This is a genomic window from Thermoanaerobacter sp. X514, from assembly GCF_000019065.1.
GTDB lineage: Bacteria > Bacillota > Thermoanaerobacteria > Thermoanaerobacterales > Thermoanaerobacteraceae > Thermoanaerobacter > Thermoanaerobacter pseudethanolicus.
On sequence record NC_010320.1, the window covers coordinates 552,285 to 577,780 of the forward strand.

At 37.0% G+C, this 25,496-nt stretch carries 21 protein-coding genes, 9 tRNA genes and 1 pseudogene; 30 read left to right on the forward strand and 1 reads right to left on the reverse strand.

The window, feature by feature from the left end:
• The first annotated feature begins 9 nt into the window (after positions 1-9).
• From TETH514_RS02680 to TETH514_RS02755, 17 genes and pseudogenes are all read left to right on the forward strand, one after another.
• A complete protein-coding gene (locus tag TETH514_RS02680; protein ID WP_003868776.1) occupies positions 10-1,326 on the forward strand; it encodes a PTS sugar transporter subunit IIC in 1,317 nt (438 codons plus the stop codon).
• 21 nt (positions 1,327-1,347) lie between these two features.
• Positions 1,348-1,662 carry a PTS lactose/cellobiose transporter subunit IIA gene (locus TETH514_RS02685; protein WP_009051709.1) on the forward strand — a complete coding sequence of 105 codons (315 nt, stop codon included), beginning with the start codon at positions 1,348-1,350 and terminating at the stop codon, positions 1,660-1,662.
• Between the two features lie 234 nt (positions 1,663-1,896).
• Complete coding sequence (locus tag TETH514_RS02690) at positions 1,897-2,199, forward strand: YerC/YecD family TrpR-related protein (RefSeq protein WP_009051708.1); 303 nt, start codon at positions 1,897-1,899, stop codon at positions 2,197-2,199.
• Positions 2,200-2,236: 37 nt separating this feature from the next.
• Positions 2,237-4,372 carry a DNA helicase PcrA gene (gene pcrA, locus TETH514_RS02695; protein ID WP_009051707.1) on the forward strand — a complete coding sequence of 712 codons (2,136 nt, stop codon included), beginning with the start codon at positions 2,237-2,239 and terminating at the stop codon, positions 4,370-4,372.
• A gap of 17 nt (positions 4,373-4,389) precedes the next feature.
• On the forward strand, positions 4,390-6,378 hold the full coding sequence (gene ligA / locus TETH514_RS02700; protein ID WP_003868771.1) for an NAD-dependent DNA ligase LigA: 1,989 nt from the start codon (positions 4,390-4,392) through the stop codon (positions 6,376-6,378).
• Positions 6,379-6,452: 74 nt separating this feature from the next.
• A complete protein-coding gene (gene gatC / locus TETH514_RS02705) occupies positions 6,453-6,740 on the forward strand; it encodes an Asp-tRNA(Asn)/Glu-tRNA(Gln) amidotransferase subunit GatC (RefSeq protein ID WP_003868770.1) in 288 nt (95 codons plus the stop codon).
• Positions 6,741-6,752: 12 nt separating this feature from the next.
• Entirely contained in the window at positions 6,753-8,219 is a 1,467-nt protein-coding gene (gene gatA, locus TETH514_RS02710; RefSeq protein WP_009051706.1) for an Asp-tRNA(Asn)/Glu-tRNA(Gln) amidotransferase subunit GatA, read from the forward strand.
• Entirely contained in the window at positions 8,219-9,646 is a 1,428-nt protein-coding gene (gene gatB / locus TETH514_RS02715) for an Asp-tRNA(Asn)/Glu-tRNA(Gln) amidotransferase subunit GatB (RefSeq protein WP_003868768.1), read from the forward strand. The genes gatA and gatB overlap by 1 nt, the downstream gene beginning before the upstream one ends.
• 125 nt (positions 9,647-9,771) lie before the next feature.
• Positions 9,772-9,968, forward strand: a pseudogene (locus TETH514_RS12515) (UPF0236 family transposase-like protein); the annotation flags it as partial.
• A 447-nt stretch (positions 9,969-10,415) separates the two neighbouring features.
• Positions 10,416-10,997 (forward strand): DUF6431 domain-containing protein, encoded by a 582-nt coding sequence (locus TETH514_RS02720; protein WP_003870792.1) that lies wholly within the window; start codon positions 10,416-10,418, stop codon positions 10,995-10,997.
• A 136-nt stretch (positions 10,998-11,133) separates the two neighbouring features.
• The gene (locus TETH514_RS02725) at positions 11,134-12,459 is read left to right on the forward strand and encodes an IS481 family transposase (protein ID WP_009051794.1); all 1,326 of its coding nucleotides are present in this window, start codon (positions 11,134-11,136) and stop codon (positions 12,457-12,459) included.
• Positions 12,460-12,476: 17 nt separating this feature from the next.
• On the forward strand, positions 12,477-13,277 hold the full coding sequence (locus TETH514_RS02730; RefSeq protein ID WP_009051793.1) for an ExeA family protein: 801 nt from the start codon (positions 12,477-12,479) through the stop codon (positions 13,275-13,277).
• A gap of 401 nt (positions 13,278-13,678) precedes the next feature.
• On the forward strand, positions 13,679-15,337 hold the full coding sequence (locus tag TETH514_RS02735; protein ID WP_009052146.1) for a peptide ABC transporter substrate-binding protein: 1,659 nt from the start codon (positions 13,679-13,681) through the stop codon (positions 15,335-15,337).
• Between the two features lie 114 nt (positions 15,338-15,451).
• On the forward strand, positions 15,452-16,372 hold the full coding sequence (locus tag TETH514_RS02740) for an ABC transporter permease (protein ID WP_003868872.1): 921 nt from the start codon (positions 15,452-15,454) through the stop codon (positions 16,370-16,372).
• An 11-nt stretch (positions 16,373-16,383) separates the two neighbouring features.
• Positions 16,384-17,316, forward strand: coding sequence for an ABC transporter permease (locus tag TETH514_RS02745; RefSeq protein WP_003868873.1), 933 nt, complete (start codon positions 16,384-16,386; stop codon positions 17,314-17,316).
• Between the two features lie 12 nt (positions 17,317-17,328).
• The gene (locus TETH514_RS02750; protein WP_009052145.1) at positions 17,329-18,354 is read left to right on the forward strand and encodes an ABC transporter ATP-binding protein; all 1,026 of its coding nucleotides are present in this window, start codon (positions 17,329-17,331) and stop codon (positions 18,352-18,354) included.
• A complete protein-coding gene (locus tag TETH514_RS02755; protein ID WP_003868887.1) occupies positions 18,344-19,306 on the forward strand; it encodes an ABC transporter ATP-binding protein in 963 nt (320 codons plus the stop codon). Before TETH514_RS02750 ends, TETH514_RS02755 begins: the two co-directional genes overlap by 11 nt.
• 286 nt (positions 19,307-19,592) lie before the next feature.
• On the opposite strand, the gene TETH514_RS02760 is transcribed toward TETH514_RS02755, so the two are convergent.
• Positions 19,593-19,772: a hypothetical protein gene (locus tag TETH514_RS02760; RefSeq protein ID WP_003868191.1), complete on the reverse strand. Its 180-nt coding sequence runs from the start codon at positions 19,770-19,772 to the stop codon at positions 19,593-19,595.
• A 460-nt stretch (positions 19,773-20,232) separates the two neighbouring features.
• On the opposite strand from TETH514_RS02760, the gene rph reads away from it, so the two are divergent.
• From rph to TETH514_RS02825, 13 genes are all read left to right on the forward strand, one after another.
• Positions 20,233-21,018: a ribonuclease PH gene (gene rph / locus TETH514_RS02765; protein ID WP_003870475.1), complete on the forward strand. Its 786-nt coding sequence runs from the start codon at positions 20,233-20,235 to the stop codon at positions 21,016-21,018.
• Positions 20,978-21,574 (forward strand): XTP/dITP diphosphatase, encoded by a 597-nt coding sequence (locus TETH514_RS02770; protein ID WP_009053039.1) that lies wholly within the window; start codon positions 20,978-20,980, stop codon positions 21,572-21,574. Before rph ends, TETH514_RS02770 begins: the two co-directional genes overlap by 41 nt.
• Positions 21,575-22,075, forward strand: coding sequence for a metallophosphoesterase (locus tag TETH514_RS02775; RefSeq protein ID WP_003870473.1), 501 nt, complete (start codon positions 21,575-21,577; stop codon positions 22,073-22,075). It begins immediately after the preceding gene.
• A gap of 176 nt (positions 22,076-22,251) precedes the next feature.
• Positions 22,252-22,325 (forward strand) — tRNA-Gly (locus tag TETH514_RS02780).
• A 4-nt stretch (positions 22,326-22,329) separates the two neighbouring features.
• Positions 22,330-22,406, forward strand: a tRNA-Arg gene (locus tag TETH514_RS02785).
• An 11-nt stretch (positions 22,407-22,417) separates the two neighbouring features.
• Positions 22,418-22,494 (forward strand) — tRNA-His (locus TETH514_RS02790).
• A gap of 3 nt (positions 22,495-22,497) precedes the next feature.
• Positions 22,498-22,572: transfer RNA gene (locus TETH514_RS02795), tRNA-Gln, on the forward strand.
• A gap of 7 nt (positions 22,573-22,579) precedes the next feature.
• A tRNA-Lys gene (locus tag TETH514_RS02800) sits at positions 22,580-22,655 on the forward strand.
• Between the two features lie 33 nt (positions 22,656-22,688).
• A tRNA-Leu gene (locus tag TETH514_RS02805) sits at positions 22,689-22,775 on the forward strand.
• Positions 22,776-22,782: 7 nt separating this feature from the next.
• A tRNA-Gly gene (locus tag TETH514_RS02810) sits at positions 22,783-22,858 on the forward strand.
• Between the two features lie 14 nt (positions 22,859-22,872).
• Positions 22,873-22,949: transfer RNA gene (locus TETH514_RS02815), tRNA-Arg, on the forward strand.
• Positions 22,950-22,986: 37 nt separating this feature from the next.
• A tRNA-Lys gene (locus TETH514_RS02820) sits at positions 22,987-23,062 on the forward strand.
• A gap of 228 nt (positions 23,063-23,290) precedes the next feature.
• Entirely contained in the window at positions 23,291-25,390 is a 2,100-nt protein-coding gene (locus tag TETH514_RS02825; RefSeq protein ID WP_009053038.1) for a glutamine synthetase III, read from the forward strand.
• The last annotated feature ends 106 nt before the right edge of the window (positions 25,391-25,496 follow it).

Below are 25,496 nucleotides of genomic sequence, written 5' to 3' on the forward strand. Positions count from 1 at the left end.
GGGAATAAAATGAACGATAGGCTTTCAAACAATTGGTTTATGAAGTGGATGGAAGAATCTTTAATGCCAGTTCTTGCTCGTATAGCGCAAAATGTGTATTTGCAGTCAATTAGAGACGCATTTTCAAGCTTTGCTTTGCCTGTGATTTTGACTGGTGCCCTTTTCTTAATTATAGCAAATCCACCAGAGGGAATTAATTGGGCACCTATACATGCATGGGCAAGAGCAGTAAAACCTATTGCAGCTCAAATCATGATACCTTTCCAACTTACTTTTGGGATAATGGCTATGATGGTAGCCTTTGGTACAGCTTATAGCCTTGCTACACGATGGGACCTCGACGAGACGATGACAGGAATTATTTCAATGTTGGCATTTTTTATAACAAGCTTTCCTGCAACAGATGTGACAAAAGTTACTTTTGGAGATGTACTAAATTACCTCGGCGGTCAAGGTTTGTTTGTAGCAATAATAATAGGCATAATTACGGCAATAGTTGTGAGATTCTTTAACAAAAGTGGTTTGGTAATAAAAATGCCTGAAGGTGTGCCACCTTATGTGGTAAGAAGCTTCTTAGCATTAGTTCCTATGTTTGTAATGATAGTGTCAGCGTGGATTGTAGAATGGATTGTATGGGCAAATTTCCATATGACATTGCCGCAATTGGTGCTTGACTTATTTAAGCCCCTTGTTGCTGCATCAAATAGTTATCCTGCAGCTTTAGCTGAAATAATACTAATGATGCTTTTGTGGTCATTAGGAATTCACGGTATGAATGTTGTTTCTTCAATTGCTTATCCTTTCTGGATGACTCAATTAGCTGCAAATGCAGAAGCTGCAGCAAAAGGGCTGCCTTTACCAGGCATTGTAACTGAACCTTTCTTCCATGTGTTTACTCATTTAGGTGGTTCAGGTACTACATGGGCTTTGACAATAATGTTTTTACTTTCAGCTTCTGCACAACTTAGGACAATTGGGAGAGCTGAGCTTATACCTGCAATATTTAATATAAACGAGCCACTAATTTTTGGTACACCTATTGTGTTAAATCCGATACTCATTATTCCGTTTATATTAGCTCCAGCAGCTGTTGTAACAATAAATTACTTTGCTTTTGCTGTAAACTTAGTACCAAGACCTTTAATACAATTGCCTTTTACAGTTCCAGTTTTTATAAGCGGATTTTTATCTTCCGGTGGCCACTGGCAAGGTGCTTTGTTGCAGCTGGTAAATTTAATTGTAACAGCGATTATATACTATCCCTTCTTTAAAATGTATGAAGCTCAACTTTTAAAGAACGAAAAAGGAGTAAAAGACCAAGAATAATTTGTGATGGGAGTGAAACTAATGGACTTAGAACAAATAATATACAATTTAGTATTACATGGAGGAAATGCAAGAGCAGAAGCTTATGAAGCATTGGATGCAGCTGAAAGAGGAGATTTTGAGGAAGCAGAAAGGCATCTTGAAAAAGCAGATGAAGAGTTTTATGAAGGGCATAAATACCAAAATATGCTTACACAAGGAGAGCAAAGTGAAGCTCCTAATTTTCTAGTAATTCACGCTCAAGACCAGCTTATGACAGCCCTTGCTGAAAAAAATTTAATAAAAAGAATGATTGAGCTCTATAAAAGAGTCAATCAATTAGAAAAAAGACAATAATAAAATCCCCTCGCTACCCGGAAATTCCGGGTAGTATTTTTATAATAATTATATCACCTTGTTTCTTTTTTGTCATTATGACCCGAAGCTTTGAAAGTCATTTGTCCACAAGACAACTACAAATCTATTTTGTATACGTTATAAAAAATCGCTTTAAAGTATTGAATTATTTTTTAATATTTATTACAATATATTTGTAAACAATTAAATTATTTCATTAGGTGAGGGATAATTATGTATGAATCTAAAATTAAAGATGAACTTGTTGACCAGTTATTTGAGGCCATTTTAAAACTTAGAAATATAGAGGAATGTTACAGATTTTTTGAAGATATTGCTACAATAAATGAAATAAAGGCATTAGCCCAAAGATTGGAGGTTGCAAAAATGCTTCGCCAAAAAAAGACTTACATAGAAATTGCAGAAAAGACAGGAGCAAGTACTGCTACCATAAGCAGAGTAAATAGGGCATTGAATTATGGAGCAAATGGATATAAAATTATATTAGACAGGTTAGAATCAGAATCCCGGGAATAAAACCGGGCTTTTTTAAAACTAAATTGGAGTGAGAAAAATGAACAGCATATTAAATAACCTTAATGACAAACAAAAAGAAGCAGTTATGACTACAGAAGGACCTCTTTTGATATTAGCGGGAGCTGGAAGCGGAAAAACTCGTGTTTTGACTCATAGAATTGCTTATCTTATAAAAGAGAAAAAAATCTCTCCTTCTAACATACTGGCTATCACTTTTACAAATAAAGCGGCAGAAGAAATGAAAACAAGAGTAGAAGATTTATTAGGTTATATAGGTGACCTGTGGGTATCTACTTTTCATTCTGCCTGTGTGAGAATTTTAAGGCGAGATATTGACAAAATAGGCTATGACAGAAATTTCGTCATATTTGATACTACTGACCAAAAGGCTTTAATACAGGAATGCCTTAAAGAGCTAAATTTAAGTGAAAAACAGTATCCTGTGAAAACTGTCTTAAATGCTATTTCTTCTGCAAAGGATAAAATGGTAACTCCAGAAGAGTATATTTATGTTTTTGGAAATGAGTATAGAAGCAAGAAAATAAGTGAAATATACAAGCTATATCAAAAAAAGTTAAAGAAAAACAATGCCCTCGATTTTGATGACATAATTATAAAAACTATTGAACTTTTTAAGGAAAGCCCCGAAGTTTTAGACTTTTACCAGAGGAAATTTAAATACATAATGGTGGACGAATATCAAGACACAAATACGCCTCAATACCATTTTGTGAACATGTTAGCCCAGAAATACAGAAACTTATGTGTAGTTGGTGATGATGACCAAAGCATATATGGTTGGAGAGGTGCAGATGTAAAAAACATATTAAACTTTGAGAAGGATTATCCTGACGCTAAAGTTATAAAATTAGAGCAAAACTATCGTTCTACCAAAACAATATTGGAAGCAGCCAATTATGTCATAGATAATAATATAAGAAGGAAGAAAAAGACTTTATGGACAAATAATGAACAAGGAGAAAAGATAATTCTCTGCGAATTAGACAATGAGAGGGAAGAAGCGGAATTTGTAATACAGGAAATAATCAGCTTAAAAGAAAGAGAAAATAGAAGCTTTAGGGATTTTGCTATTTTATACAGGACAAATGCCCAGTCCCGTGCTTTTGAGGAAGCCTTAATGAGGGTGCGAATTCCTTACAAAGTGGTCGGAGCTTTAAGGTTTTACGACAGAAAAGAAATAAAAGACATTATTGCCTATTTGAGAATACTTGTAAATCCTTATGATGACATATCTTTTAAAAGGATAATAAACGTTCCTAAAAGAGGTATTGGAGCTGCAACCATTGAGGCATTAGAGGCTACAGCTTTGGAGAAAGACACCAGTCTTTTTTTTGCAATAGATGATGCAAAAGTAAGCCAAAGGGCTAAAAATAGCCTTTTAGAATTTAAGGAATTTATTTTAGAATTAATTGATAAAAAAGATACAATGACTGTCAGTGAAGTAATAAATTACATTTTAGAAGAGACTGGATATGTAGAGGAGTTAGAAAAAGAAGAATCAGAACAAGCAGAAGGAAGGATAGAAAACCTAAAAGAGTTTTTAAATGCGGCTTATGAATTTGAAGAGTCTTCAGAGGACAAATCTTTAGAAGCATTTTTGGCCGGGATAACATTGGTATCTGATATTGACTTGGCTGGAGAGATTGGAGAAAGCGTTGTTCTCATGACGTTGCATTCGGCGAAGGGATTAGAGTTTCCTGTTGTCTTTATGGTAGGCATGGAAGAAGGAATATTTCCTTCTTTTAAGTCATTTACAGATGAATATGAATTAGAAGAGGAAAGACGGCTCTGTTATGTTGGCATTACGAGGTCTAAAGAAAAACTCTATATGACCTATGCGAGGAGGAGAAATTTATACGGCAAATCTCAGTACAGCTCCTATTCCCGTTTTATAAGCGAAATACCTGAGAGGTTTTTAGTAAGATACCATGAGTTATCAAAGCCAAGGGAAGAGTATAGGTCTGTATCTAGCTATGTAGAAAGGAAAACTTATGAAAAGGCTCAATATAATTTAGGAGATAAAGTAGAGCATAAAATATGGGGGATAGGTACTGTAGTAAAAGTAGAAGGAGAAGAGATTACAGTTGCCTTTCCAAATGTGGGCATAAAAAAGTTAGACTTAAAGTTTGCTCCTATTAAAGCTATTTCTTAATTTATGGAGGTTGGATTATGGATCCAAAAGAAAGGATAAAGGAATTGAGAGAAAAAATAAATTATCACAATTACAGATATTACGTTTTGGACCAACCAGAGATTTCAGACTATGAGTACGACATGCTGATGAGAGAACTTATAGAATTAGAAGAAAAATATCCAGAGCTTAAAACTCCAGACTCTCCATCCCAAAGAGTAGGTGGGGAGCCTTTAAAAGAATTTGAGCCTTTTACCCATGTAGTTCCAATGTTAAGTTTGGCTAATGCTTTTTCTGAGGGAGAACTTAGAGACTTTGACAGAAGAGTAAGAGAGGCAGTGGGAGATGTAGAGTACGTAGTAGAATTAAAAATTGACGGCTTATCTGTGGAACTAATTTATGAAAAAGGCATATTTACTGTGGGTTCTACAAGAGGAGACGGGATCGTAGGAGAAAATGTCACACAAAATTTAAAGACTATAAAGTCAATTCCTTTAAGGCTTAAGGATGATGTAAGCCTTGTTGTAAGAGGAGAGGTCTTCATGCCCCGCGCTTCTTTTGAAAAATTAAATGAGGAGAGAGAAAAATTAGGGGAAAGCCTTTTTGCAAATCCCAGAAATGCTGCAGCAGGTTCTTTAAGGCAATTAGATCCTAAAGTGACGGCGAAAAGAGATTTAGACATTTTTATTTTTAACCTTCAGAAGATTGAGGGTAGAAAATTTAAAACCCACATAGAGACATTAGAATTTTTGAATGAACAGGGATTTAAAATAATACCAATTCATAAAAAATGTAGCAATATAGATGAAGTAATAAAAGAAATAGAAGAGATAAGAAACTTACGAGATAAGCTGCCTTACGACATTGATGGAGCAGTTGTAAAAGTAAATGACCTTGAAAAGAGAGAAATTTTAGGCCAGACTGCCAAAGACCCCAGGTGGGCTATTGCTTTTAAATATCCTGCAGAGAGGAAAAAGACAAAAGTCTTGGATATAATAGTTCAAGTAGGAAGGACTGGAGCCCTTACTCCTACAGCTATATTAGAGCCTGTAGCTATTTCAGGTTCAGTTGTAAGCCGAGCTACACTTCACAATGAGGACTACATAAAAGAGAAAGACATAAGGATAGGAGACACGGTAATAGTTCAAAAAGCGGGAGAAATCATTCCTGAAGTAGTAGAAGTGGTAAAAGAAGAGAGGACTGGACAAGAAAGAGAATTTGTAATGCCAGATAGATGCCCTGAATGCGGTGCTTTAGCTGTCAGGCTTCTGGGTGAGGCTATAAGGCGTTGCACAGGTCTAAATTGTCCTGCACAGCTTCTAAGAGGCATTATCCACTTTGCTTCAAAAGATGCAATGGATATAGAAGGATTGGGGCCAGCTATAATAAATCAGCTTTTGTCAAAAGGTCTAATTCACAACATAGCAGATTTGTATTATCTTAAATACGAAGATTTAATACAATTAGAAAGAATGGGGGACAAATCTGTTAAAAATTTATTAAATGCTATTGAAGAAAGCAAAACAAGAGATTTAGATAGATTGCTCTTTGGCTTGGGTATAAACTTAATAGGCAGTAAAGCTGCCCAAGTGATTGCTGAGCATTTTAAGACAATGGACAATATCATGAAGGCAAAATTTGAAGACTTTACACAGTTGCCTGACATAGGACCTAAGATGGCAAGAAGCATAGTTTCCTTTTTTGCAGAAAAACAAAATGTAGAGATAATTGAAAAACTTAAAAATGCTGGAGTAAACATGAAAAAACTTTCAAAAGGAAAAGTAAGCAACATATTTGAAGGGAAAACTTTTGTTTTGACAGGAGCGTTGGAAAGTTACACGAGAGAAGAAGCTACCAGAATGATTGAAGAAAGAGGTGGAAAAGTTACAAATTCAGTAAGTAAAAAAACAGACTATGTATTAGTAGGTAAAGATCCTGGTTCTAAACTTAAAAAAGCCCAAGAATTAGGAATAAAGATAATTGATGAAAAACAATTTGAAGAAATGCTAAAAGGTGAAAATATTTAAAAACTCTATCCTTCAAAAAATATGTTTTTGTGGTAAACTATAATAGGTGAATAATAAAGGAAAGGTGTGGTAACATGGCTATTAGCAGGAGCGAAGTTGAGCATGTGGCTAAACTGGCCCGTCTCAAATTTTCGCAAGAGGAAATAGAAGAGTTTACAGTGCAACTGAGCAAAATTATCGACTATGTAAACAAATTAAACGAATTGGACACTGAAAATGTAGAGCCTACAGCTCATATAGTGCCAATCCATAATGTATTTAGAGAAGACGAAGTAAAGCCTTCAATGGACAGAGACAAAATATTGATGAATGCACCTTATAAAGAGAACGGCTGTTTTAAAGTGCCAAAGATTATAGAATGAGGAGGTACATAAATGGAATTATATAGTTTGACAATTCACGAACTTAGAGAACTTCTCAAAAAGAGAGAAGTCAGCGCTTTGGAAGTGACAAAATCCTATCTTGAAAGAATAAAAGAAGTAGAACCTAAAATAGATGCTCTTGTCACAATTACAGAGGATTTTGCCTTGCAAAAAGCAAAAGAGGCAGATGAGAAAATCAAAAAGGGAGAGGACACGGCCCTTACAGGCATTCCTGTCATAATAAAGGACAACATTTCTACTGAGGGAATAAAAACCACTTGTTCTTCTAAGATGCTAGAAAACTATATTCCTCCCTATAATGCTACAGTAGTGGAAAAATTACTAGAAGAAGGAGTGATAATTTTAGGAAAATCCAATTTAGACGAATTTGCAATGGGGTCTTCTACAGAAAATTCCGCTTTTAAAACTACAAAAAATCCTTGGGACTTATCCCGTGTTCCAGGAGGGTCTTCTGGTGGTTCTGCAGCAGCTATAGCGGCAGACGAGGCGGCTTTTGCTTTGGGTTCAGATACAGGTGGTTCTATAAGACAACCAGCTTCTTTATGCGGTGTAGTAGGGATGAAACCTACTTATGGATTGGTGTCAAGATATGGCCTTGTAGCTTTTGCCTCTTCACTTGACCAGATTGGACCCTTTACAAAAGATGTTACAGACTGTGCTATTGTATTAAATACAATTATAGGGCATGACCCAAAAGACTCTACTTCTTTAAAAATAGACAAGCCTGATTACACTTCTTATCTCAAAGAAGATATTAAAGGTTTGAGGATAGGAGTGGCTAAAGAATTTTTTGGCGAGGGAATAGAAGAAGGGGTAAAAGAAACTGTACAAGAATCCATAAAAGTTTTACAGGATTTAGGAGCAGAAATCATAGATATATCTATTCCTTATGTAGAATATGCTCTTCCAGCTTATTATATAATCGCTTCGGCAGAGGCTAGTTCCAACCTTGCAAGGTATGATGGCATAAGATACGGCCATATTGCAGAAAAATATGAAGATTTGATTGACATGTACATGGTTACGAGAAGCGAAGGATTTGGCAAAGAAGTAAAAAGAAGGATAATGCTAGGGACTTATGCTTTAAGCTCTGGCTATTATGATGCTTATTACAAAAAAGCATTAAAGGTCAGAACTCTCATTAAAAATGACTTTGAAAAAGCTTTTGAAAAATGCGATGTAATAATAGGTCCAACAAGTCCTACTGTAGCTTTTAAAATTGGAGAAAGGGCAAACGACCCGTTAGCCATGTACTTAGCAGATATATACACTGTATCGGTTAACATAGCGGGGCTCCCTGGCATATCCATACCTTGTGGTCTTTCAGATGGCTTACCTGTTGGACTTCAGATAATTGGCAGACATTTTGACGAAGGGAAAATATTAAATGTCGCTTATGCCTTTGAACAAGCCAATAAATTTAGTGCAAAACCACAGGCCATAGGAGGTGCAAGATAATGAAGTACGAAGCAGTGATTGGCTTAGAGGTCCATGCCGAACTTTTGACAGAGAGCAAAATCTTCTGTGGTTGTACTACCAAATTTGGCGGTGAACCTAATACCCACGTATGTCCGGTATGTCTTGGACTTCCCGGAACTTTACCAGTTTTAAATAAAAAAGTTGTAGAATATGCTGTAAGAGCGGGACTTGCTTTAAACTGCACAATTGCAAACTTCAGCAAGATGGACAGAAAAAACTACTTTTATCCTGACTTGCCCAAAGCTTATCAGATTTCTCAATATGACCTTCCCTTGTGCAGCAACGGATATGTAGAAATTGAAGTAGATGGTAAGGTGAAGAAAATAGGAATAAAGAGGATACACATTGAAGAAGATGCTGGAAAGTTGCTACATGAAAATACAGATGGTTCTTTAGTAGATTACAACCGTGCAGGGGTGCCTCTCATTGAAATAGTTTCTGAACCAGATATGTCTACACCTGAAGAAGCTTATCAATACTTAACAAAATTAAAGAGCATTTTAGAGTACACCGAAGTTTCTGACTGCAAAATGCAGGAAGGTTCTTTAAGAGTTGATACAAATGTGTCTGTGAGGCCTGTGGGAAGTACTGAATTAGGGACAAAAATAGAGCTTAAAAATTTAAACTCCTTTAGAGCCGTTCAAAAGGCGTTGGAATATGAAATAAAAAGGCAGATAAAAGTCTTAGAAGAAGGCGGAACAATAGTACAAGAGACAAGAAGATGGAATGAGGCAAAAGGAATAACCGAGCCTATGAGGACAAAAGAGGAAGCTCATGATTACAGGTATTTCCCTGAACCAGATTTAGTTCCAATAATTGTAACAGATGAGTGGAAAGAAGAGATTAGAAAGTCTTTGCCTGAAATGCCACACCGCAAGAGAGAGAGATTTATTTCCGAGTACGGTTTACCTGAATATGATGCTAAAATTATAACTTCTTCAAAGAAAATAGCGGACTTCTTTGAAAAGTGCGCTCTCGAATATGATTCTCCAAAGGCTGTAAGCAATTGGCTTATGGGAGAATTTTCTCGCCTCATGAATGAGACAGGGAAAGAAATAGACGAAGTACCCGTAACACCGCAAATGTTAGTAAAATTGCTTAAATTAATTGATAACGGTGTGATAAGCGGATCCATTGCTAAAACTGTTTTTGAAGAGATGTTTGGTACAGGGAAAGAGCCAGAGGTAATAGTAGAAGAAAAAGGATTGAAACAGATAGCTAATGAGGACGAATTAAGAGAAATTATCAAAAAAGTCATAGCTGAAAATCCTAAATCAGTAGAGGATTACAAAAATGGCAAAGAAAAGGCAATGGGCTTTTTGGTAGGGCAAGTTATGAAGGCGACCAAAGGAAAAGCAAATCCGCAGCTTACTAATCAAATTTTGAAAGAAGAATTGTCGAAATAAATAGCCTACGCAAATTGTAGGCTACAGATTGATAACAAGCTCCACTTTTTATACATGTAAAAGTGGAGCTTGATTTATATTTGTATATAATTGTATATAATCTGATAAATACACTCTTTCTATTGCTTACAGAGATTATTTTAGAAATCAAGAAAAAGACAGATGAATTAAGAACGAAAGTAGAGGTGCTATTTATAGAGAATTGGACAAGATAATAAAAGAGGGCAAAAAGAGAAAAGAGAGATGGATAGTAGTGAGGAAAGATAAGAAAATGATAATAATGCTGCTTGAAACGATAGAATATGAAAGGACATATTACAAATAAAAAGAAGATGTGGGATATAAATACTTAGTAGATGAGGCGTAGATTATGTTTTTAGATGTATTGTCAACAACCATTAAATATGCTATAATGATAGACATCTACAAAATAAAATAAATATATAAATAAAATTGTAAGGGGGATTAAAAAAGAGGCATCAGAATAAGTGCATACCGATTATATCACAAAATTTCTGAAAGCTAATACGACAATTATATATTTCCAAGTTTCTGAAGGGTGGACATTTAGGAAAATACACGCCCTAATTCTTGACAAAGAATCTTGTAAGATATATGATATACCATATTGTCATTTCTCAAATTAATTTAGCCCAAAACCGATAAAATTTTTCAGATTAAATAATCTTGTGATAAAATTAATGCTAAAGGAATTTAAAAAAATTTTTTCAGATTCCTTTAGCATTAATTTTAATTGGAGAGGTTACTTATGCAAATAATTTTCCATGTTGATAACATTGAAGAATATTTACATAAAGGTAAAGATTACAATTTTCCTGACCCACCAGATAGATGTCCTTATCCCGATTGCAAGTGTAGAGTAAAACTAAAAAAGCACGGGTTTTATTACCGTTACTATTTAGATGGACCTAACTGTATAAAAATAGCCATAAGAAGATATATATGTCCTGTGTGTAAAAGAACTCTTTCCTACCTTCCTGATTTCTGTCTTCCCCATTTTCAGTATTCTTTCAATATGATTGTAAAGTCTTTAAAAGAGACACTTACAAGAGAAAAAACTCTCAGTTCTTTCATAAGTGACTTAAAAAGAAACTTTCCCACCATACTATTTTCAAGACAGCATATATATTTTTACACCAAAAGGATAATGAATAATTTAAGTTTTATCATATACGGATTAAGGCAAATAGACCCTTACATAAAGTTATCTGAGACTGACTCACAAAGAGAGAGGGCCAGAGAGATTTTGGACATAATAAGCATTGTACCACTCTTCTCCCAACGGTTTTATGCTCATTGCCAAAAATCATTTCTGGCCTCTCTCACATAATTTTAGCATTAAATCCGAAAGATTTAAATAAAAATTTTGATTTTTTCTTAGCAACATAACTTTTTCCTTTAATGTCCCCCAGGTATGAGCTAAAATTACGATTAAGAAATCAAAAAAGTGAAGGGGGAACATATAAATGCTTGATGAAAAAGCGAGAGAAGCTATAGCATTAAAGAGATTTTCACTGATAAGTCCGGTGCTAAACGGACAGGTAAAAAATCAGAAAGAATATTTTGATGCTCTTTCCGATAAACCTATTGAGATACCTTATCTTGGAATGAGAAGATATACTCCCAAGACACTTAGAGGGTGGCTATATCAGTATTTAAGAGGCGGTATAGAAGCGTTAAAGCCGGGTTATCGAAGCGACAGAGGCAAATACAGAAAGATAAACTTTGAACTTTCAGAGAAAATAAAGCAAAAAAAGCTTGAACATCCTGAAATGCCAAACAAACTTCTTTATGAGACATTGATAGGAGAAGGAATAATCTCACCGGATAAAGTATCCCTTTCGACATTCTATAGGTTTTTGAAAAACATTCCTGTAAAATCTTTAGATAAAGAAAAAGAGGGTAAAACAAAGAGATTTTCCCATGAATTCATCAATGAACTGTGGCAGACTGATGTCATGTATGGGCCATATATTAAAGAAGGTAAAACAAAGAGACAAACGTACCTTATTGCATATATAGATGATGCTTCCAGGCTGTGTACCTATGCTCGCTTTTACTATACCCAGAATTTTTTAGCTTTAAGAGACTCATTTAAAGAAGCAGTGCTAAGAAGGGGAATACCCAAAATGCTCTACACTGACAATGGAAAGATATATAGAAGCACTCAATTTGAATATATATGTGCATCATTAGGTACATCTCTTATTCATGCTGAGCCCTTTTCACCTCATTCAAAAGGGAAAATAGAAAGATTCTTTCATACGGTGAGAATGAGATTTTTAAGCACAATAGATCCTACATCCATAAAGAGTATAGATGAGCTCAATATGATGTTTTTTAAATGGCTGGAGGATGATTACAACCGAAAAGAACATAGCAGTATTGGCATGAGTCCTTTAGATTTTTTCATGTCTCAAATATCAAGGGTAAATATGTGTGGTGACATAGATATGTTGAATGAATGTTTTCTCATAAGAGTAAATCGTAAAGTAAACAAAGATGCCACACTTAAAGTGGAAAATATACTTTACGAAACAGAAGAAAAGTTTAAAGGTATGCGCTTAGAAGTCAGATATGACCCGCAGTGGCTTAAGGATAATACACCCCTTTTACTTTTTCATGAAGGCAAAAAAGTAGGGGAAGCGTATAAGGTAAATTTTCATGATAATGCTAAAATTCCTGTAGAATATATCGAAGACAGAAAGGTTGTAAGCGAAAATGAAGATACTGTGGATTTTGCGGCAAAACCTAATTCCCCAGTAATATCCTTTAATGATATCATTGATTAAAAAAAGAGGTGTTTACAATGTTTACCCAATATTTTGGAATGAAATTTAATCCATTTTCTAAAGAGATAAGTGTAAACGACCTTTACATAAGTGAAGACATTGCTGAATTAAATGCCAGGCTAAAATATTTACAAGAAACAAGGGGTATAGGACTTGTCGTTGGGGAGGCCGGTTCAGGCAAATCTACCGCATTAAGAAAATATGCTGAAAGCCTCAATCGTTCTACATTTAAACCATGTTACTTTGCCCTTTCTACACTCACAGTGAGAGAATTCTATCAAGCATTGGCTATGATTTTAGGCGAAACCCCCTCATACAAAAAAGTAACGCTCTTTCACCAGATACAAAGAGCGATAACAGAACTTTACTATAGCCAGAAGATAACTCCTGTCATAATATTAGATGAAATACAACTGGTTTCTAATGATGTTCTTGAAGATTTGAGAATAATATTTAACTTTAATATGGATTCTCAAAACCCGTATATACTGATACTTTCAGGACAACCACACATAAGAAACAAACTAGCCTTGAATGTAAACAGTGCACTAAGGCAAAGAATTTCTATAAAGTATGTAATGCAAGGGCTAAAAAAAGAAGAAATTCAAGATTATATAAAAACAAGAATGAAAATAGCTGGAGTGATGGATGATATATTTACACCATCGGCATATGAAGCAATATATTCTCTAACAAAAGGGCTGCCAAGGATAATAAATAACCTGGTAACGGCTTCTCTTCTCTATGCGTATTCTAAAAGGCTAAGAGAAATAGATGAAGAAGTAATATACCAGGCACAAAATGAAATCAGTTTATGAGAGTAGTAGCTTTCGCTACTCTCATTTTTTATTATACTTCAATTAACCCAAATTGCCAATAACAGATATTAACATATTTTGGCGGTTATGCTCTTAAAAAGTGAAAAAAATTTTTAATCAGGCTGTGATAATTTGAGAAAAAATACTTTTATGCACTTAAAAAATGCCATTATAATTTGAAAATCTTTGGAGATTTAATTTGAGAATTGACACCATATATAACGTATGTGTTACAAACAAATTTTCTGTGTCTTCTATTAGATAGCAAATTTTCAAGTATTGTAAAAATGTACAGTATTAATTAATTTGTTTTTTCATGGACTGAAAGGGGGGATTGTCGGGGGGGATATTATACGGAAAAAAGTTAATATAAACTTTAAAACTATTTGGGAGGGGATAAAATGTTAAGGAAAAGTTTAGCCCTTGTCCTCATACTGCTGCTGGTAGCAGGAGTCTTCGCCGGATGTAGCAAGCAACCTACTAATCAGGCTGAGGGCGTACAGCAGCAGGAGCAGCTCAAAGAAAAAGAATTAGTTTTTGCGATTGGGGCAGAAGTTCCGAACCTTGACCCACAGAAAGCGACCGACACTTATGCTATTATGGTTGGAAATGCTGTTTTTGAAGGGCTTGTAAGAGTATACGACGGTAAAGTTTATCCCGGAATGGCTGAAAAATGGGAAGTATCTGAAGATAAGATGACTTATACTTTCCATTTGAGAGATGCAAAGTGGAGCGACGGTTCACCTGTAACAGCTTATGATTTTGAATATGCGATAAAAAGGCTCCTCGCCCCAGAAACTGCATCGGAATATGCTTTTCAGGGCTACTATATTGTAAACGGTGAAGAATACAATACGGGCAAGATAACTGATCCTAACCAGGTTGGCGTAAAAGCCCTCGACGAGAAGACGCTGGAAATCAAACTTAACGTGCCGGTTAAGTATTTTGAAAGTCTTTTGAACTTCATCTCCTTTATGCCTGTCAAGCAAGAGTTTGTAGAGAAAATGGGAGAGAAGTTCGCGGCAGACGCTGACAAACTCCTTTACAATGGTCCGTTTATCTTGAAAGAGTGGAAGCACGAACAGGAACTCATTTTAGAAAAGAACCCCGACTACTGGAACAAAGATGCCATAAAGCTTGATAGGGTAAGAATACCCATTGTAAGTGAAGCCAATACAGCATGGCAAATGTACGAAAACGGAGAACTTGATTTTGTAGCAATTCCGCCAGACTTTGTAGAACAGGTAAAGAACGAAGGCAAAGCCCTCTTCTACTATGATGGTGCAGAATTCTACCTACAGTTCAACGTAAAAAGGTCCGACAAACCCTGGCTTGCCAACGAAAACTTCAGGAAAGCTGTCGGATTTGCGATCGATAGAGAAGACTATATAAAAAGTGTGCTGGGAGGCGTATCCGATCCTGCGACAAGATATGTACTGCCGCTTCTTTCCGGTGTAGAAAAGAAATTCGTGGAAGAATACCCGTATGAATTCTATTCTAGGAAGGCCGACCCTGCAAAAGCAAAGGAATACCTTGACAAAGCTTTAAAAGAGCTCAACATCAGTGATCCATCAAAGATCAAATTTGAATTATTAACCGATGATAGCTCCAGGGCTAAGATGAGTGCAGAAATTATTCAGGATATGCTCAGAAAGAACCTGGGTATTGAGATGACCATAAAACAGGTTCCTTTCAAACAGCGGCTCGAACTTATGAACAAGATGGACTACGATGTCGTATTTGCTGGCTGGGGTCCAGACTATGACGACCCGATGACTTATATAGACCTGTGGGTCACTGGCGGCGGGCACAACAATACCGGCTGGAGCAACAAACAGTATGACGAACTCGTAAAATTTGCAAAGACAACTACAGACTTCAAGAAGCGCGCTGATGCCATGTTTGAAGCAGAAAAACTGCTCCTTGAGGAAGGGCCAATCGTACCTGTCTACTTCAGGCAGAGAGCCTGGGCAAAGAAAGATTATGTAACAGGCCTTGTCAGGAACTTTATCGGTGCAGATCCAGACTTTATCTATGCTAATGTTGAAGGGAAAAACTAATTTGGCTTATTAGCTGGTTCATGAGGGAGGTATATGTAAAAGCATATACCTCCATTTATGCTAATTTGAAAACAATAAAGTATTATTGGAAAACCGTAAAAAGGAGGTAAGTAAATGGCCCGCTATATACTAAATAGATTAGTGGTTTCTTTAATTACTGCATGGTTCCTTGTAACTATAGTATTTTTCCTCGTAAGGCTCCTTCCAGGAGATCCATTTTTGAGTGAAAAAGTTACTCCGGAGATTAAGCAAAACATGATGGAATACTATGGTTTTGATAAACCGCTTCACGTCCAGTATATAACCTACATTTCAAACCTTTTAAAAGGCGATCTGGGATATTCCTTAAGGTATAGAAATAGAACGGTAAATGAAGTCATAGCACAGGCATTTCCTTATTCTGCCGATCTCGGGATAAGAGCTGTAATTTTCGCTACAATTGTAGGTATTTCTTTGGGAATAATTGCAGCTTTAAATCGCAATAAACCCCTGGATTATCTCAGTATGTTTATTGCTATCGTGGGTGTCTCTGTTCCCGGCTTTGTGATAGGGCCTCTTCTACAATATATTTTTTCTATCAAATTGAAACTCTTACCTGTAGCTCAATGGAAGGGTTTTGCATACACAATAATGCCGACTTTTGCTTTAAGCCTGGGTTCCATTGCACTAATGGCAAGGCTTATGAGGGCAAGTATGCTCGATGTAGTCAATCAGGACTATATTAAGACTGCGAAATCAAAAGGCCTTTCACCATCACAAATAGTATGGAGACATCAAATAAGAAATGCTATTTTGCCGGTAATTACAGTCCTTGGACCTGTAACAGCTACACTTCTCACCGGTACATTTGTTATAGAGCAAATTTTTGCAATCCCTGGACTTGGAAAATTCTACATTTTAGGCATTCAAAACTTAGACTATTCGATGGTACTTGGAATGACAGTATTTTATGGTCTATTCTTAATTGCAGCAAACTTTATAGTTGACATTATATACGGTTTTATAGACCCGAGAATCAGGATTGCAGGGAAATAGGAGGTAAAAAGATGATGCAGAACAGTGCGGGAGAACTTTCTCAGGAACTTTTTACTCATGTAGGCAAAAATATAAGTGAAATGGAGGCTATAGCAAGGCCAAGCATTACCTACTGGCAGGATGCATGGAGAAGGTTAAAGCAAAATAAAGCAGCAATGCTGGGATTAATAATAATTATACTTTATACTTTTCTGGCAATAGTTGGACCTTATATGACTCCATACGACTATAGAACTACAAACCCCTCTGAGATTAACCAGCCGCCTTCAGCCAGGCACTGGTTTGGAACAGATTCCTTAGGAAGAGATTTGTGGGCACGCACATGGATGGGCGCAAGGGTATCCTTAATGATTGGTTTTGTGGCAGCCCTTTTGAACGCGGTAATAGGTGTTCTAGTGGGGGGAATCTCGGGTTATTTTGGTGGTAAAGTTGATATGATCATAATGAGGTTTGTTGATATTATGTATGCTATTCCATATATGATAATTGTTATATTGATGATGGTTGTCCTCGGGCAGGGTATTATGCCGTTGATTCTGGCACTGGTTATTGGCGGATGGGTTGGTATGGCAAGGCTTGTCCGCGGGCAGATTCTTCAGTTAAAAGAACAAGAATTTGTACTGGCAGCAAAAGTACTCGGAGCAAGTCATTCAAGAATAATTTGGAAGCACTTGATACCAAATGCGATGGGCGTAATTTTGGTAAACCTTACTATGTCTGTTCCGAGTGCTATATTCACTGAAGCCTTTTTAAGCTTTATAGGTCTTGGTGTAGTTCCTCCGCATTCAAGCTGGGGTCAGCTGGCATCTTACGGTGCCCAATCTTTTAGAGTATATCCCTACCAGCTTTTCATACCGGCATTCTTTATAAGTACAACAATGCTTTCCCTTAACCTCCTCGGCGATGGATTAAGGGATGCACTGGATCCAAGACTTCGCAGTTAAGGAGGTAAAAAGATGGAAAAACTTTTGGAAGTTAAAGATCTCGAAGTTTCGTTCAAAACCTATGCGGGGGAAATCAAAGCGGTAAGAGGTGTTAGTTTTGATGTAAACAAAGGTGAAACTGTGGCTATAGTGGGCGAATCCGGTTGTGGTAAAAGTGTAACTGCGCAGTCCATAATGCGGCTGATTCCCATGCCTCCAGGAATTATTAAAAAAGGCTCGATTATATTTGAGGGCAGGGATATAACCAAACTGTCAGAAAGAGAGATGGAGTACGTCCGCGGTTCCGAGATAAGTATGGTGTTTCAGGACCCCATGACATCCTTGAACCCCACTATGAAGGTCGGCGCTCAGATCGCCGAGAGCCTTATAAAACACCAGAAAATGAAACCTAAACAAGCCAGGGAAAAGGCCATAGAAATACTGAAGTTAGTAGGCATACCCAATGCGGAAAAACGTGTCAACCAGTACCCTCACGAGTTTAGCGGCGGCATGAGGCAAAGAGCGATGATAGCCATCGCACTGGCCTGCAACCCCAAACTTCTTATAGCCGATGAGCCGACGACGGCTCTGGACGTAACTATACAGGCACAGATCCTGGACCTGATGAGGGATTTGCAGAAAAAGTTAAACACAGCCATTATAATAATCACCCATAACCTGGGCGTCGTGGCCAATTTGGCCGAGCGGGTCCTGGTCATGTATGCGGGCAAAATAATCGAGCGTGGCAGCCTTGACGATATATTTTACAACTCGCGTCATCCCTATACCTGGGGATTGCTGATGTCGGTACCCACTCCCGACTTGGACAAAAGTAAGAGACTAGCTTCTATAGACGGCACACCACCAGACCTCTTTGCTCCTCCGGTGGGCTGTCCTTTCGCTGCCAGGTGCGAATACGCTATGAAGATATGCTACGAGAGGTATCCGGAAGAATTCACGGTGGGCGACGGCCACAGTGTGGCCTGCTGGCTGATGCATCCCATGGCTCCAAAAGTGAAACCGCCTGTAGGAAAAGGGGTGACTTTACATGACGGTTGAAAGAATTCCTCTTGTCGAAATAAAGAATCTGAAAAAATACTTTAATGTGGGTAGGGGTGCGGTTTTAAAGGCCGTCGACAACGTGAATCTACAGATAATAGAAGGCGAAACCCTGGGCCTCGTTGGTGAATCTGGGTGCGGCAAGACCACTCTGGGAAGGACGATAGTAAGACTTTACGAACCCACTGCAGGACAGGTGCTTTTTGAAGGCAAAAATGTGCACAAGCTAACCGGCCAGCAGTTGAAGGAATTCAATCGGAAGGTTCAGATGATATTCCAGGACCCCTATGCTTCGCTGAATCCCAGGATGACTGTGGGGGATATAATAGGAGAAGGTATTGATATCCACGGCTTATATAAGAACAAAGAACGTACCGATAGAATATACGAACTTTTAAGCCTTGTCGGCCTGAACAAGGAGCACGCTAACCGATTCCCCCACGAGTTTTCCGGTGGACAGAGGCAGAGGATAGGTATCGCACGTGCCTTGGCAGTAGAACCGAAATTCATAGTCGCCGACGAGCCCATTTCCGCCTTGGACGTCTCCATACAGGCACAGGTTATAAACCTGCTTATGGAACTCCAGCAAAAGCTAAAACTAACCTATATCTTCATCGCTCACGACCTGAGCATGGTAAAGTACGTTTCCGACAGGATTGCAGTTATGTATCTGGGGCATGTTGTGGAGCTGACTACGTCTGAAGACCTTCACAACAGGCCCTTGCATCCGTACACGCAGGCGCTTCTTTCGGCCATACCGGTTCCCGATCCGGAGACCGAGAGGAAAAAGGAGAGGATCCTGCTGGAAGGAGACGTACCGAGTCCCATCAATCCGCCGAAAGGTTGCAGGTTTGCCAAAAGATGCAGGTACGCCAAACCCATCTGCACCGAACAGCAACCGGAACTCAAAGAAGTGGAAAAGAACCACTTTGTAGCATGTCACCTATATTAGATAAAATACCGGCCAAACAGCATTTTAAGGCTGACGGCCGGCTTTTTTATTTGGCTTCCACAATATATGTAAACTCTTTTCAACATACGTTCTGTAGCTCATTTATCATTAATAAACTACAAAAATGAACTACAAAGATGGAGAACATTTTTTATAGCTTGCCATTTGGTATAGCTACATGTCTTCCACATCCTTTTGAATTTCTTCTTCAAAAGAAAATTTGCCATACCTCTACGCATAAAAGCGAAACTGACTTTGTCAACAAGCTTTCAACAGCATTCTGCTGTTATTTTTTTGCTTTTACATAATATGCACAATTGATACTTGAATTTTCACCGTTGACGTTGTTTTTATTGATATTATCATCAATTAATTCATTGATTTTGGTCATCTGTGAGAGATTAGATAAAGTGCATTTTCCTTCTTTTTGATAAATACAATCGGCTGTGCAATTTATATTAGTCACAAGTGCCACCTCCCTTTTTTATTTTTCCTAAAACTCAAAAAACTAATCCATTTAACCGATACAATATATGTAATTACTAATAAAGTTAAGAAATTGTAATGAGTTTGTAATCATTTTGTAATGTTAATGTATTATGATATATTTGAAGTCGAATTTTTTCACCAAAAGGGGGCTTTTAGTGAAAAAATAGCATTATTTGTTGCAATGGTTGTAGCAATTTTAGCCTCATATAGTATAGCTTTTGCGTATAAGTATTTCTACGACTGTTTCTAATTCTGTATATAGCACAAATGATGCAAATAACAATCCTTGATTTATCTGGTTTTTTAAACCAGATTTTTTTGTCTTTATGTTCTTGTAAAATATTAATAAAGGTTTTAAAATAATATTGAGCGATAAAAACAATAAAGCAGAATAAATTAACTTTAAACTATTTTTATGAAATGAAAGGGTTGAAGAAATGAACAGGATTGATGGAAGAGAATTTAATGAACTGAGACCTATAAAAATTACAAGAAATTTTAATAAGTTTGCTGAAGGTTCAGTGCTAATTGAGATGGGAAACACAAAAGTCATTTGCACTGCCTCCATTGAGGATAAGGTACCTCCATTTCAAAAAGGTACAGGTAAGGGTTGGATAACCAGTGAGTATGGTATGTTGCCAAGAGCAACTGAAACAAGGAATCCAAGAGAAGTAACTAAAGGAAGACCTAGTGGAAGGACTATGGAAATACAGCGGCTTATAGGCCGTTCTTTAAGGTCTGTAGTGGATTTGGATGTGTTAGGAGAAAAGACTATATGGATAGATTGCGATGTTATACAAGCAGATGGGGGTACAAGAACAGCTTCTATTACAGGCTCATTTATAGCATTGGCAGATGCACTTAACAAATTGGTAGAAAAAGGTGACATCCCTAAGATTCCTTTGAAAGGTTTTGTTGCGGCTGTAAGTGTAGGAATTGTGGAGGGAAATGAGCTTTTAGATTTATCCTTTCAAGAAGATTCGAATGCATTAGTAGATATGAATGTAGTTATGACAGACAAAGGAGAAATTGTAGAAATACAGGGAACAGGTGAAGGTGGACCATTTACAAAGCAGAATTTGACAGACCTTTTAAGCCTTGCAGAATATGGGATTGAACAGATTATCAAAATTCAAAAAGAAGTTCTTTCAGATATTGTAGATAAAATAGGAGTTGATTCAGTTGAAAATAATAATAGCAACCCACAATCCTCACAAAACTGAAGAAATAAAAAATTTTTTTAAAGGCTATCCTGTTGAAATTTATTCTATGGCAGACTTGGGTATAAAAGAAGACATAGAAGAGACAGGAGATACGATTGAAGAAAATGCTCTTATCAAGGCTCGTTTTTTAAAAGAAAAAGTTGATGGAATTGTTATAGCTGACGATACAGGATTGTTTGTGGAGCATTTAAATGGACAACCTGGAGTATATTCAGCAAGATTTGCTGGTGAAAATGCTACCTATGAAGATAACAACAAAAAATTATTAAAACTATTAGAGGGTGTTCCTTACGAAAAAAGAAAAGCTTATTTTAAGACAGTAATAGCAGTGGTAGAAAGGGAAAAAGAAACTTTATTAGAAGGTAAATTAGAAGGGCACATTTTAGATCATCCTCGAGGGAAAAATGGTTTTGGATATGACCCAGTTTTTTATGTCGATAATTTAGGAAAGAGTTTGGCAGAACTTACTATGGAAGAAAAAAATAAGATAAGTCATAGAGCTGATGCTCTTATGAAGTTAAAAAATTATATTTTAAAACGTCTGGAGGAAAAATAAATGGTTTTAGCAGTTATTAGCGACACACATGGTATATTTGCGCTGGTTAGAAAAAAATTGCGGGAGCTTAAAGGAATAGATTATCTTATTCATTTAGGAGATAATGCTTCAGATGCTATTCAATTATCTCAAGAGTTTGGGATTCCATTAGAGTATGTTAAAGGGAATTGTGATTTCCCTACAAAAGATGAATTGGAGAAAGTAATTGAAACAGAAGGCCAAAAAATCTTGTTAACTCATGGACACAGATATTATGTTAAATACGAGTATCAAACGATTTTAGATAGAGGAAGAGAATTGGGAGTAAATGCTGTATTTTTTGGGCATACTCATATTCCTATGATTTCAAAACATGAAGATATTTTACTTTTAAATCCAGGCAGTCCTTCTTTGCCAAGAGAAGGTGCAAAAAAAACTATAGCATTAGTGACAATTGATAAGACTGGTATATTCCCAAGATTAGTGAATTTAGAAGAAGTCTCAGTGCTAAAAGAAGCATAGAAAACGTAAGAGTGGGGAATTACCCCTCTTATGTTTTCTATACAATTTAATCCAGAAAAAATTTTTAAAACGAGGTGTTGACAAAGATAAAGGCATCTGATATAATCTAAAAATGTCAGACGGATTAAGAAACAAGCAAGGAAAATTCTTCTGAAATCTCAAGTAAGTTAACACATGCGGGTGTAGCTCAATGGTAGAGCCCCAGCCTTCCAAGCTGGTTACGTGGGTTCGATTCCCATCACCCGCTCCAATATGCGCCTGTAGCTCAGTTGGATAGAGCAACGGCCTTCTAAGCCGTGTGTCGGGAGTTCGAATCTCTCCAGGCGCACCATTTATTGTGTGGTGGATATAGTTCAGTTGGTTAGAGCGCCAGATTGTGGCTCTGGAGGTCGTGGGTTCAAGTCCCACTATCCACCCCATGCTGGGATGTAGCCAAGTGGTAAGGCACCAGACTTTGACTCTGGCATTCGTAGGTTCGAATCCTGCCATCCCAGCCAATTATGTGACCCATTAGCTCAGGAGGTAGAGCACCTGCCTTTTAAGCAGGGTGTCCCGCGTTCGAGTCGCGGATGGGTCACCAGTTTTAAAGAGAAAAGTGAGGGCCTGAATTTGTGCGGGAGTGGCGGAATTGGCAGACGCGCTAGATTCAGGTTCTAGTGCCTAAAGTGGCATATGGGTTCAAGTCCCTTCTCCCGCACCATATAGATGCGGACATAGCTCAGTTGGTAGAGCATCACCTTGCCAAGGTGAGGGTCGCGAGTTCGAGTCTCGTTGTCCGCTCCATTTTAATTATGTATGCGCCCTTAGCTCAGTTGGATAGAGTGACAGGCTTCGAACCTGGAGGTCGTGGGTTCAAATCCTACAGGGCGCACCAGAGGAGAAAAAGTTAAATAAATAATAACATTTTACCTGCGCCATTAGCTCAGTTGGTAGAGCAGCTGACTCTTAATCAGCGGGTCCGGGGTTCGAGTCCCTGATGGCGCACCAGACAAATAAAAAAGTACTTGAAATCAAAATAAAAATATGCTATTATAAAATCAACATGAGAATTATTAATTATATATGAATGAAAATTTAATAGTTTGTGAATGAAACAAAGGCGTTTCATCTTGTATTGTAGAGATGACGCCTTTGTTTTATTTTTAATATTTTTACTTTTATACTTTACCTAATCATTGTTTTATTACATTAATATAAAACAGGAAGGAGATTTATATGGCACAGAGTACTTTAAGCGACATTTTTGGTTCAAATGTTTTTAACGATTCAGTCATGAGAGAACGCCTTCCCAAGGCGACTTACAAAGCTTTAAGAAAAACAATCGATGAGGGAATTCCATTAGAACCAGCAGTTGCTGAAGTTGTAGCAAATGCAATGAAAGATTGGGCAATTGAGAAAGGAGCAACTCATTTTACGCATTGGTTCCAGCCATTGACTGGAATTACTGCTGAAAAGCGGGATTCTTTCATTTTTCCTACTCAAGATGGTAGGGTAATAACTGAATTTTCAGGAAAAGAATTAATTAAAGGCGAACCTGATGCTTCTTCATTTCCATCAGGTGGTTTAAGGGCTACCTTTGAAGCAAGAGGATATACAGCATGGGATTGTACATCGCCCGCTTTTATAAAAGATGATACGCTATATATCCCCACTGCTTTCTGCTCATATACAGGCGAAGCGCTAGATTTAAAAATACCCTTACTGCGTTCTATGGAAGCTTTATCAAAACAAGCTCTTCGAGTATTAAGATTATTTGGTAATACTACAGCAAAAAAAGTTATTACAACCGTAGGACCTGAACAGGAATATTTCTTAATTGATAAAAAGATGTATGACAAGCGTAAAGATCTTATACTTACGGGAAGAACTCTATTTGGTGCTAAATCACCAAAGGGTCAAGAAATGGAAGATCATTATTTTGCATCTATCAAAGAAAGAATATCAGCATTTATGAAAGATTTAGATGAAGAATTGTGGAAATTAGGAATTCCTGCTAAAACTAAGCATAATGAAGTTGCTCCTGCTCAGCATGAACTCGCTACAGTATACAATACAGCTAATATTGCATCAGATCATAATCAATTGACAATGGATCTAATGAAAAAAATTGCTTTAAGACATGGACTTGTATGCCTTTTGCATGAAAAACCTTTTGCAGGAGTCAATGGTTCCGGTAAACACATTAATTGGTCAATGAGCACCGATGATGGTCAAAATCTTTTAGATCCGGGACATACACCCCACGAAAATGCACAATTTTTAGTATTCCTGTGTGCTGTAATCAAAGCTATCGATGAATACGCTGATTTGGTCAGAGTAGCTGCTGCAACACCAGGAAATGACCATCGTCTTGGTGCTAATGAAGCACCGCCCGCAATTATATCAGTCTTCCTTGGTGAACAGCTTACGGATATTCTTGAACAGATCGAAAATGGTGGTGCAACAACTTCAAAACAAGGAGGAGTATTAAAAGTAGGTGTATCAACTCTTCCTGCACTACCAAAGGATTCTACAGATAGAAACAGAACATCTCCATTCGCATTTACAGGAAATAAATTTGAATTTAGAATGGTTGGTTCTTCTTCATCAATTGCAACTGCTAATTTTATATTAAACACCATTGTTGCTGAAAGTCTATCTCAGATTGCGGATAGGTTGGAAAAGGCCACAAATTTTGATGAAGAAGTGCAACTGTTGCTTAAGGAAATTGTAAAGAAGCACAAAAGAATTATATTTAATGGGAATGGTTATTCAGAAGAATGGGTAAAAGAAGCAGAAAAAAGAGGACTTCCAAATATTCGATCAACAGTTGAAGCTATTCCTGCTTTAATTAAAGAGAAGAATGTCAAACTCATGGAAAAACACGGTGTTTTAAGCAAAGTTGAACTTGAATCACGATATGAGATTTCTCTTGAAAATTATATAAAAACAATTAATATTGAAGCTTTAACAATGTTAGACATAGCAAAACGACAAATACTCCCAGCTGTAATAACTTTTGCTACAAAAATTGCAGAATCAATAAATTCTGTAAAAGCAACAGGTCTAAATGCTGATATAAGTGCACAAACTGAATTATTAGAAGAAGTTTCTACACTAATGAGTGAATTTAAGAAAAACATCTCTGAACTTGAAAATGCAGTTAATGAAGCTTCAAATATGAATGGTGATTCTTATAGCAAGGCTTGCTATTACAGAGATGTAGTATTTGCAAAAATGGGCATTTTAAGAGAAATCGGCGATAAACTCGAAACCATCGTAGATGCAGAATTGTGGCCATTACCAACATATGCCGACATGTTATTTAATATTTAACTTGTTATAGTGATTATTAATATTTTAAAGTACAAATGACAAAACGAAAAAAGCAATTGTAATTAAAATAAACAAGTAAATAGAAAAAAAGGCAAAGGCGCCTTTA

Excerpts from the sequence above, each read along its gene's own strand:
- TETH514_RS02680 (WP_003868776.1), top strand. The coding sequence starts at position 10 with ATGAACGATAGGCTTTCAAACAATTGGTTTATGAAGTGGATGGAAGAA.
- TETH514_RS02685 (WP_009051709.1), top strand. The coding sequence starts at position 1,348 with ATGGACTTAGAACAAATAATATACAATTTAGTATTACATGGAGGAAAT.
- TETH514_RS02690 (WP_009051708.1), top strand. The coding sequence starts at position 1,897 with ATGTATGAATCTAAAATTAAAGATGAACTTGTTGACCAGTTATTTGAG.
- pcrA (WP_009051707.1), top strand. The coding sequence starts at position 2,237 with ATGAACAGCATATTAAATAACCTTAATGACAAACAAAAAGAAGCAGTT.
- ligA (WP_003868771.1), top strand. The coding sequence starts at position 4,390 with ATGGATCCAAAAGAAAGGATAAAGGAATTGAGAGAAAAAATAAATTAT.
- gatC (WP_003868770.1), top strand. The coding sequence starts at position 6,453 with ATGGCTATTAGCAGGAGCGAAGTTGAGCATGTGGCTAAACTGGCCCGT.
- gatA (WP_009051706.1), top strand. The coding sequence starts at position 6,753 with ATGGAATTATATAGTTTGACAATTCACGAACTTAGAGAACTTCTCAAA.
- gatB (WP_003868768.1), top strand. The coding sequence starts at position 8,219 with ATGAAGTACGAAGCAGTGATTGGCTTAGAGGTCCATGCCGAACTTTTG.
- TETH514_RS02720 (WP_003870792.1), top strand. The coding sequence starts at position 10,416 with ATGCAAATAATTTTCCATGTTGATAACATTGAAGAATATTTACATAAA.
- TETH514_RS02725 (WP_009051794.1), top strand. The coding sequence starts at position 11,134 with ATGCTTGATGAAAAAGCGAGAGAAGCTATAGCATTAAAGAGATTTTCA.
- TETH514_RS02730 (WP_009051793.1), top strand. The coding sequence starts at position 12,477 with ATGTTTACCCAATATTTTGGAATGAAATTTAATCCATTTTCTAAAGAG.
- TETH514_RS02735 (WP_009052146.1), top strand. The coding sequence starts at position 13,679 with ATGTTAAGGAAAAGTTTAGCCCTTGTCCTCATACTGCTGCTGGTAGCA.
- TETH514_RS02740 (WP_003868872.1), top strand. The coding sequence starts at position 15,452 with ATGGCCCGCTATATACTAAATAGATTAGTGGTTTCTTTAATTACTGCA.
- TETH514_RS02745 (WP_003868873.1), top strand. The coding sequence starts at position 16,384 with ATGATGCAGAACAGTGCGGGAGAACTTTCTCAGGAACTTTTTACTCAT.
- TETH514_RS02750 (WP_009052145.1), top strand. The coding sequence starts at position 17,329 with ATGGAAAAACTTTTGGAAGTTAAAGATCTCGAAGTTTCGTTCAAAACC.
- TETH514_RS02755 (WP_003868887.1), top strand. The coding sequence starts at position 18,344 with ATGACGGTTGAAAGAATTCCTCTTGTCGAAATAAAGAATCTGAAAAAA.
- rph (WP_003870475.1), top strand. The coding sequence starts at position 20,233 with ATGAACAGGATTGATGGAAGAGAATTTAATGAACTGAGACCTATAAAA.
- TETH514_RS02775 (WP_003870473.1), top strand. The coding sequence starts at position 21,575 with ATGGTTTTAGCAGTTATTAGCGACACACATGGTATATTTGCGCTGGTT.
- TETH514_RS02825 (WP_009053038.1), top strand. The coding sequence starts at position 23,291 with ATGGCACAGAGTACTTTAAGCGACATTTTTGGTTCAAATGTTTTTAAC.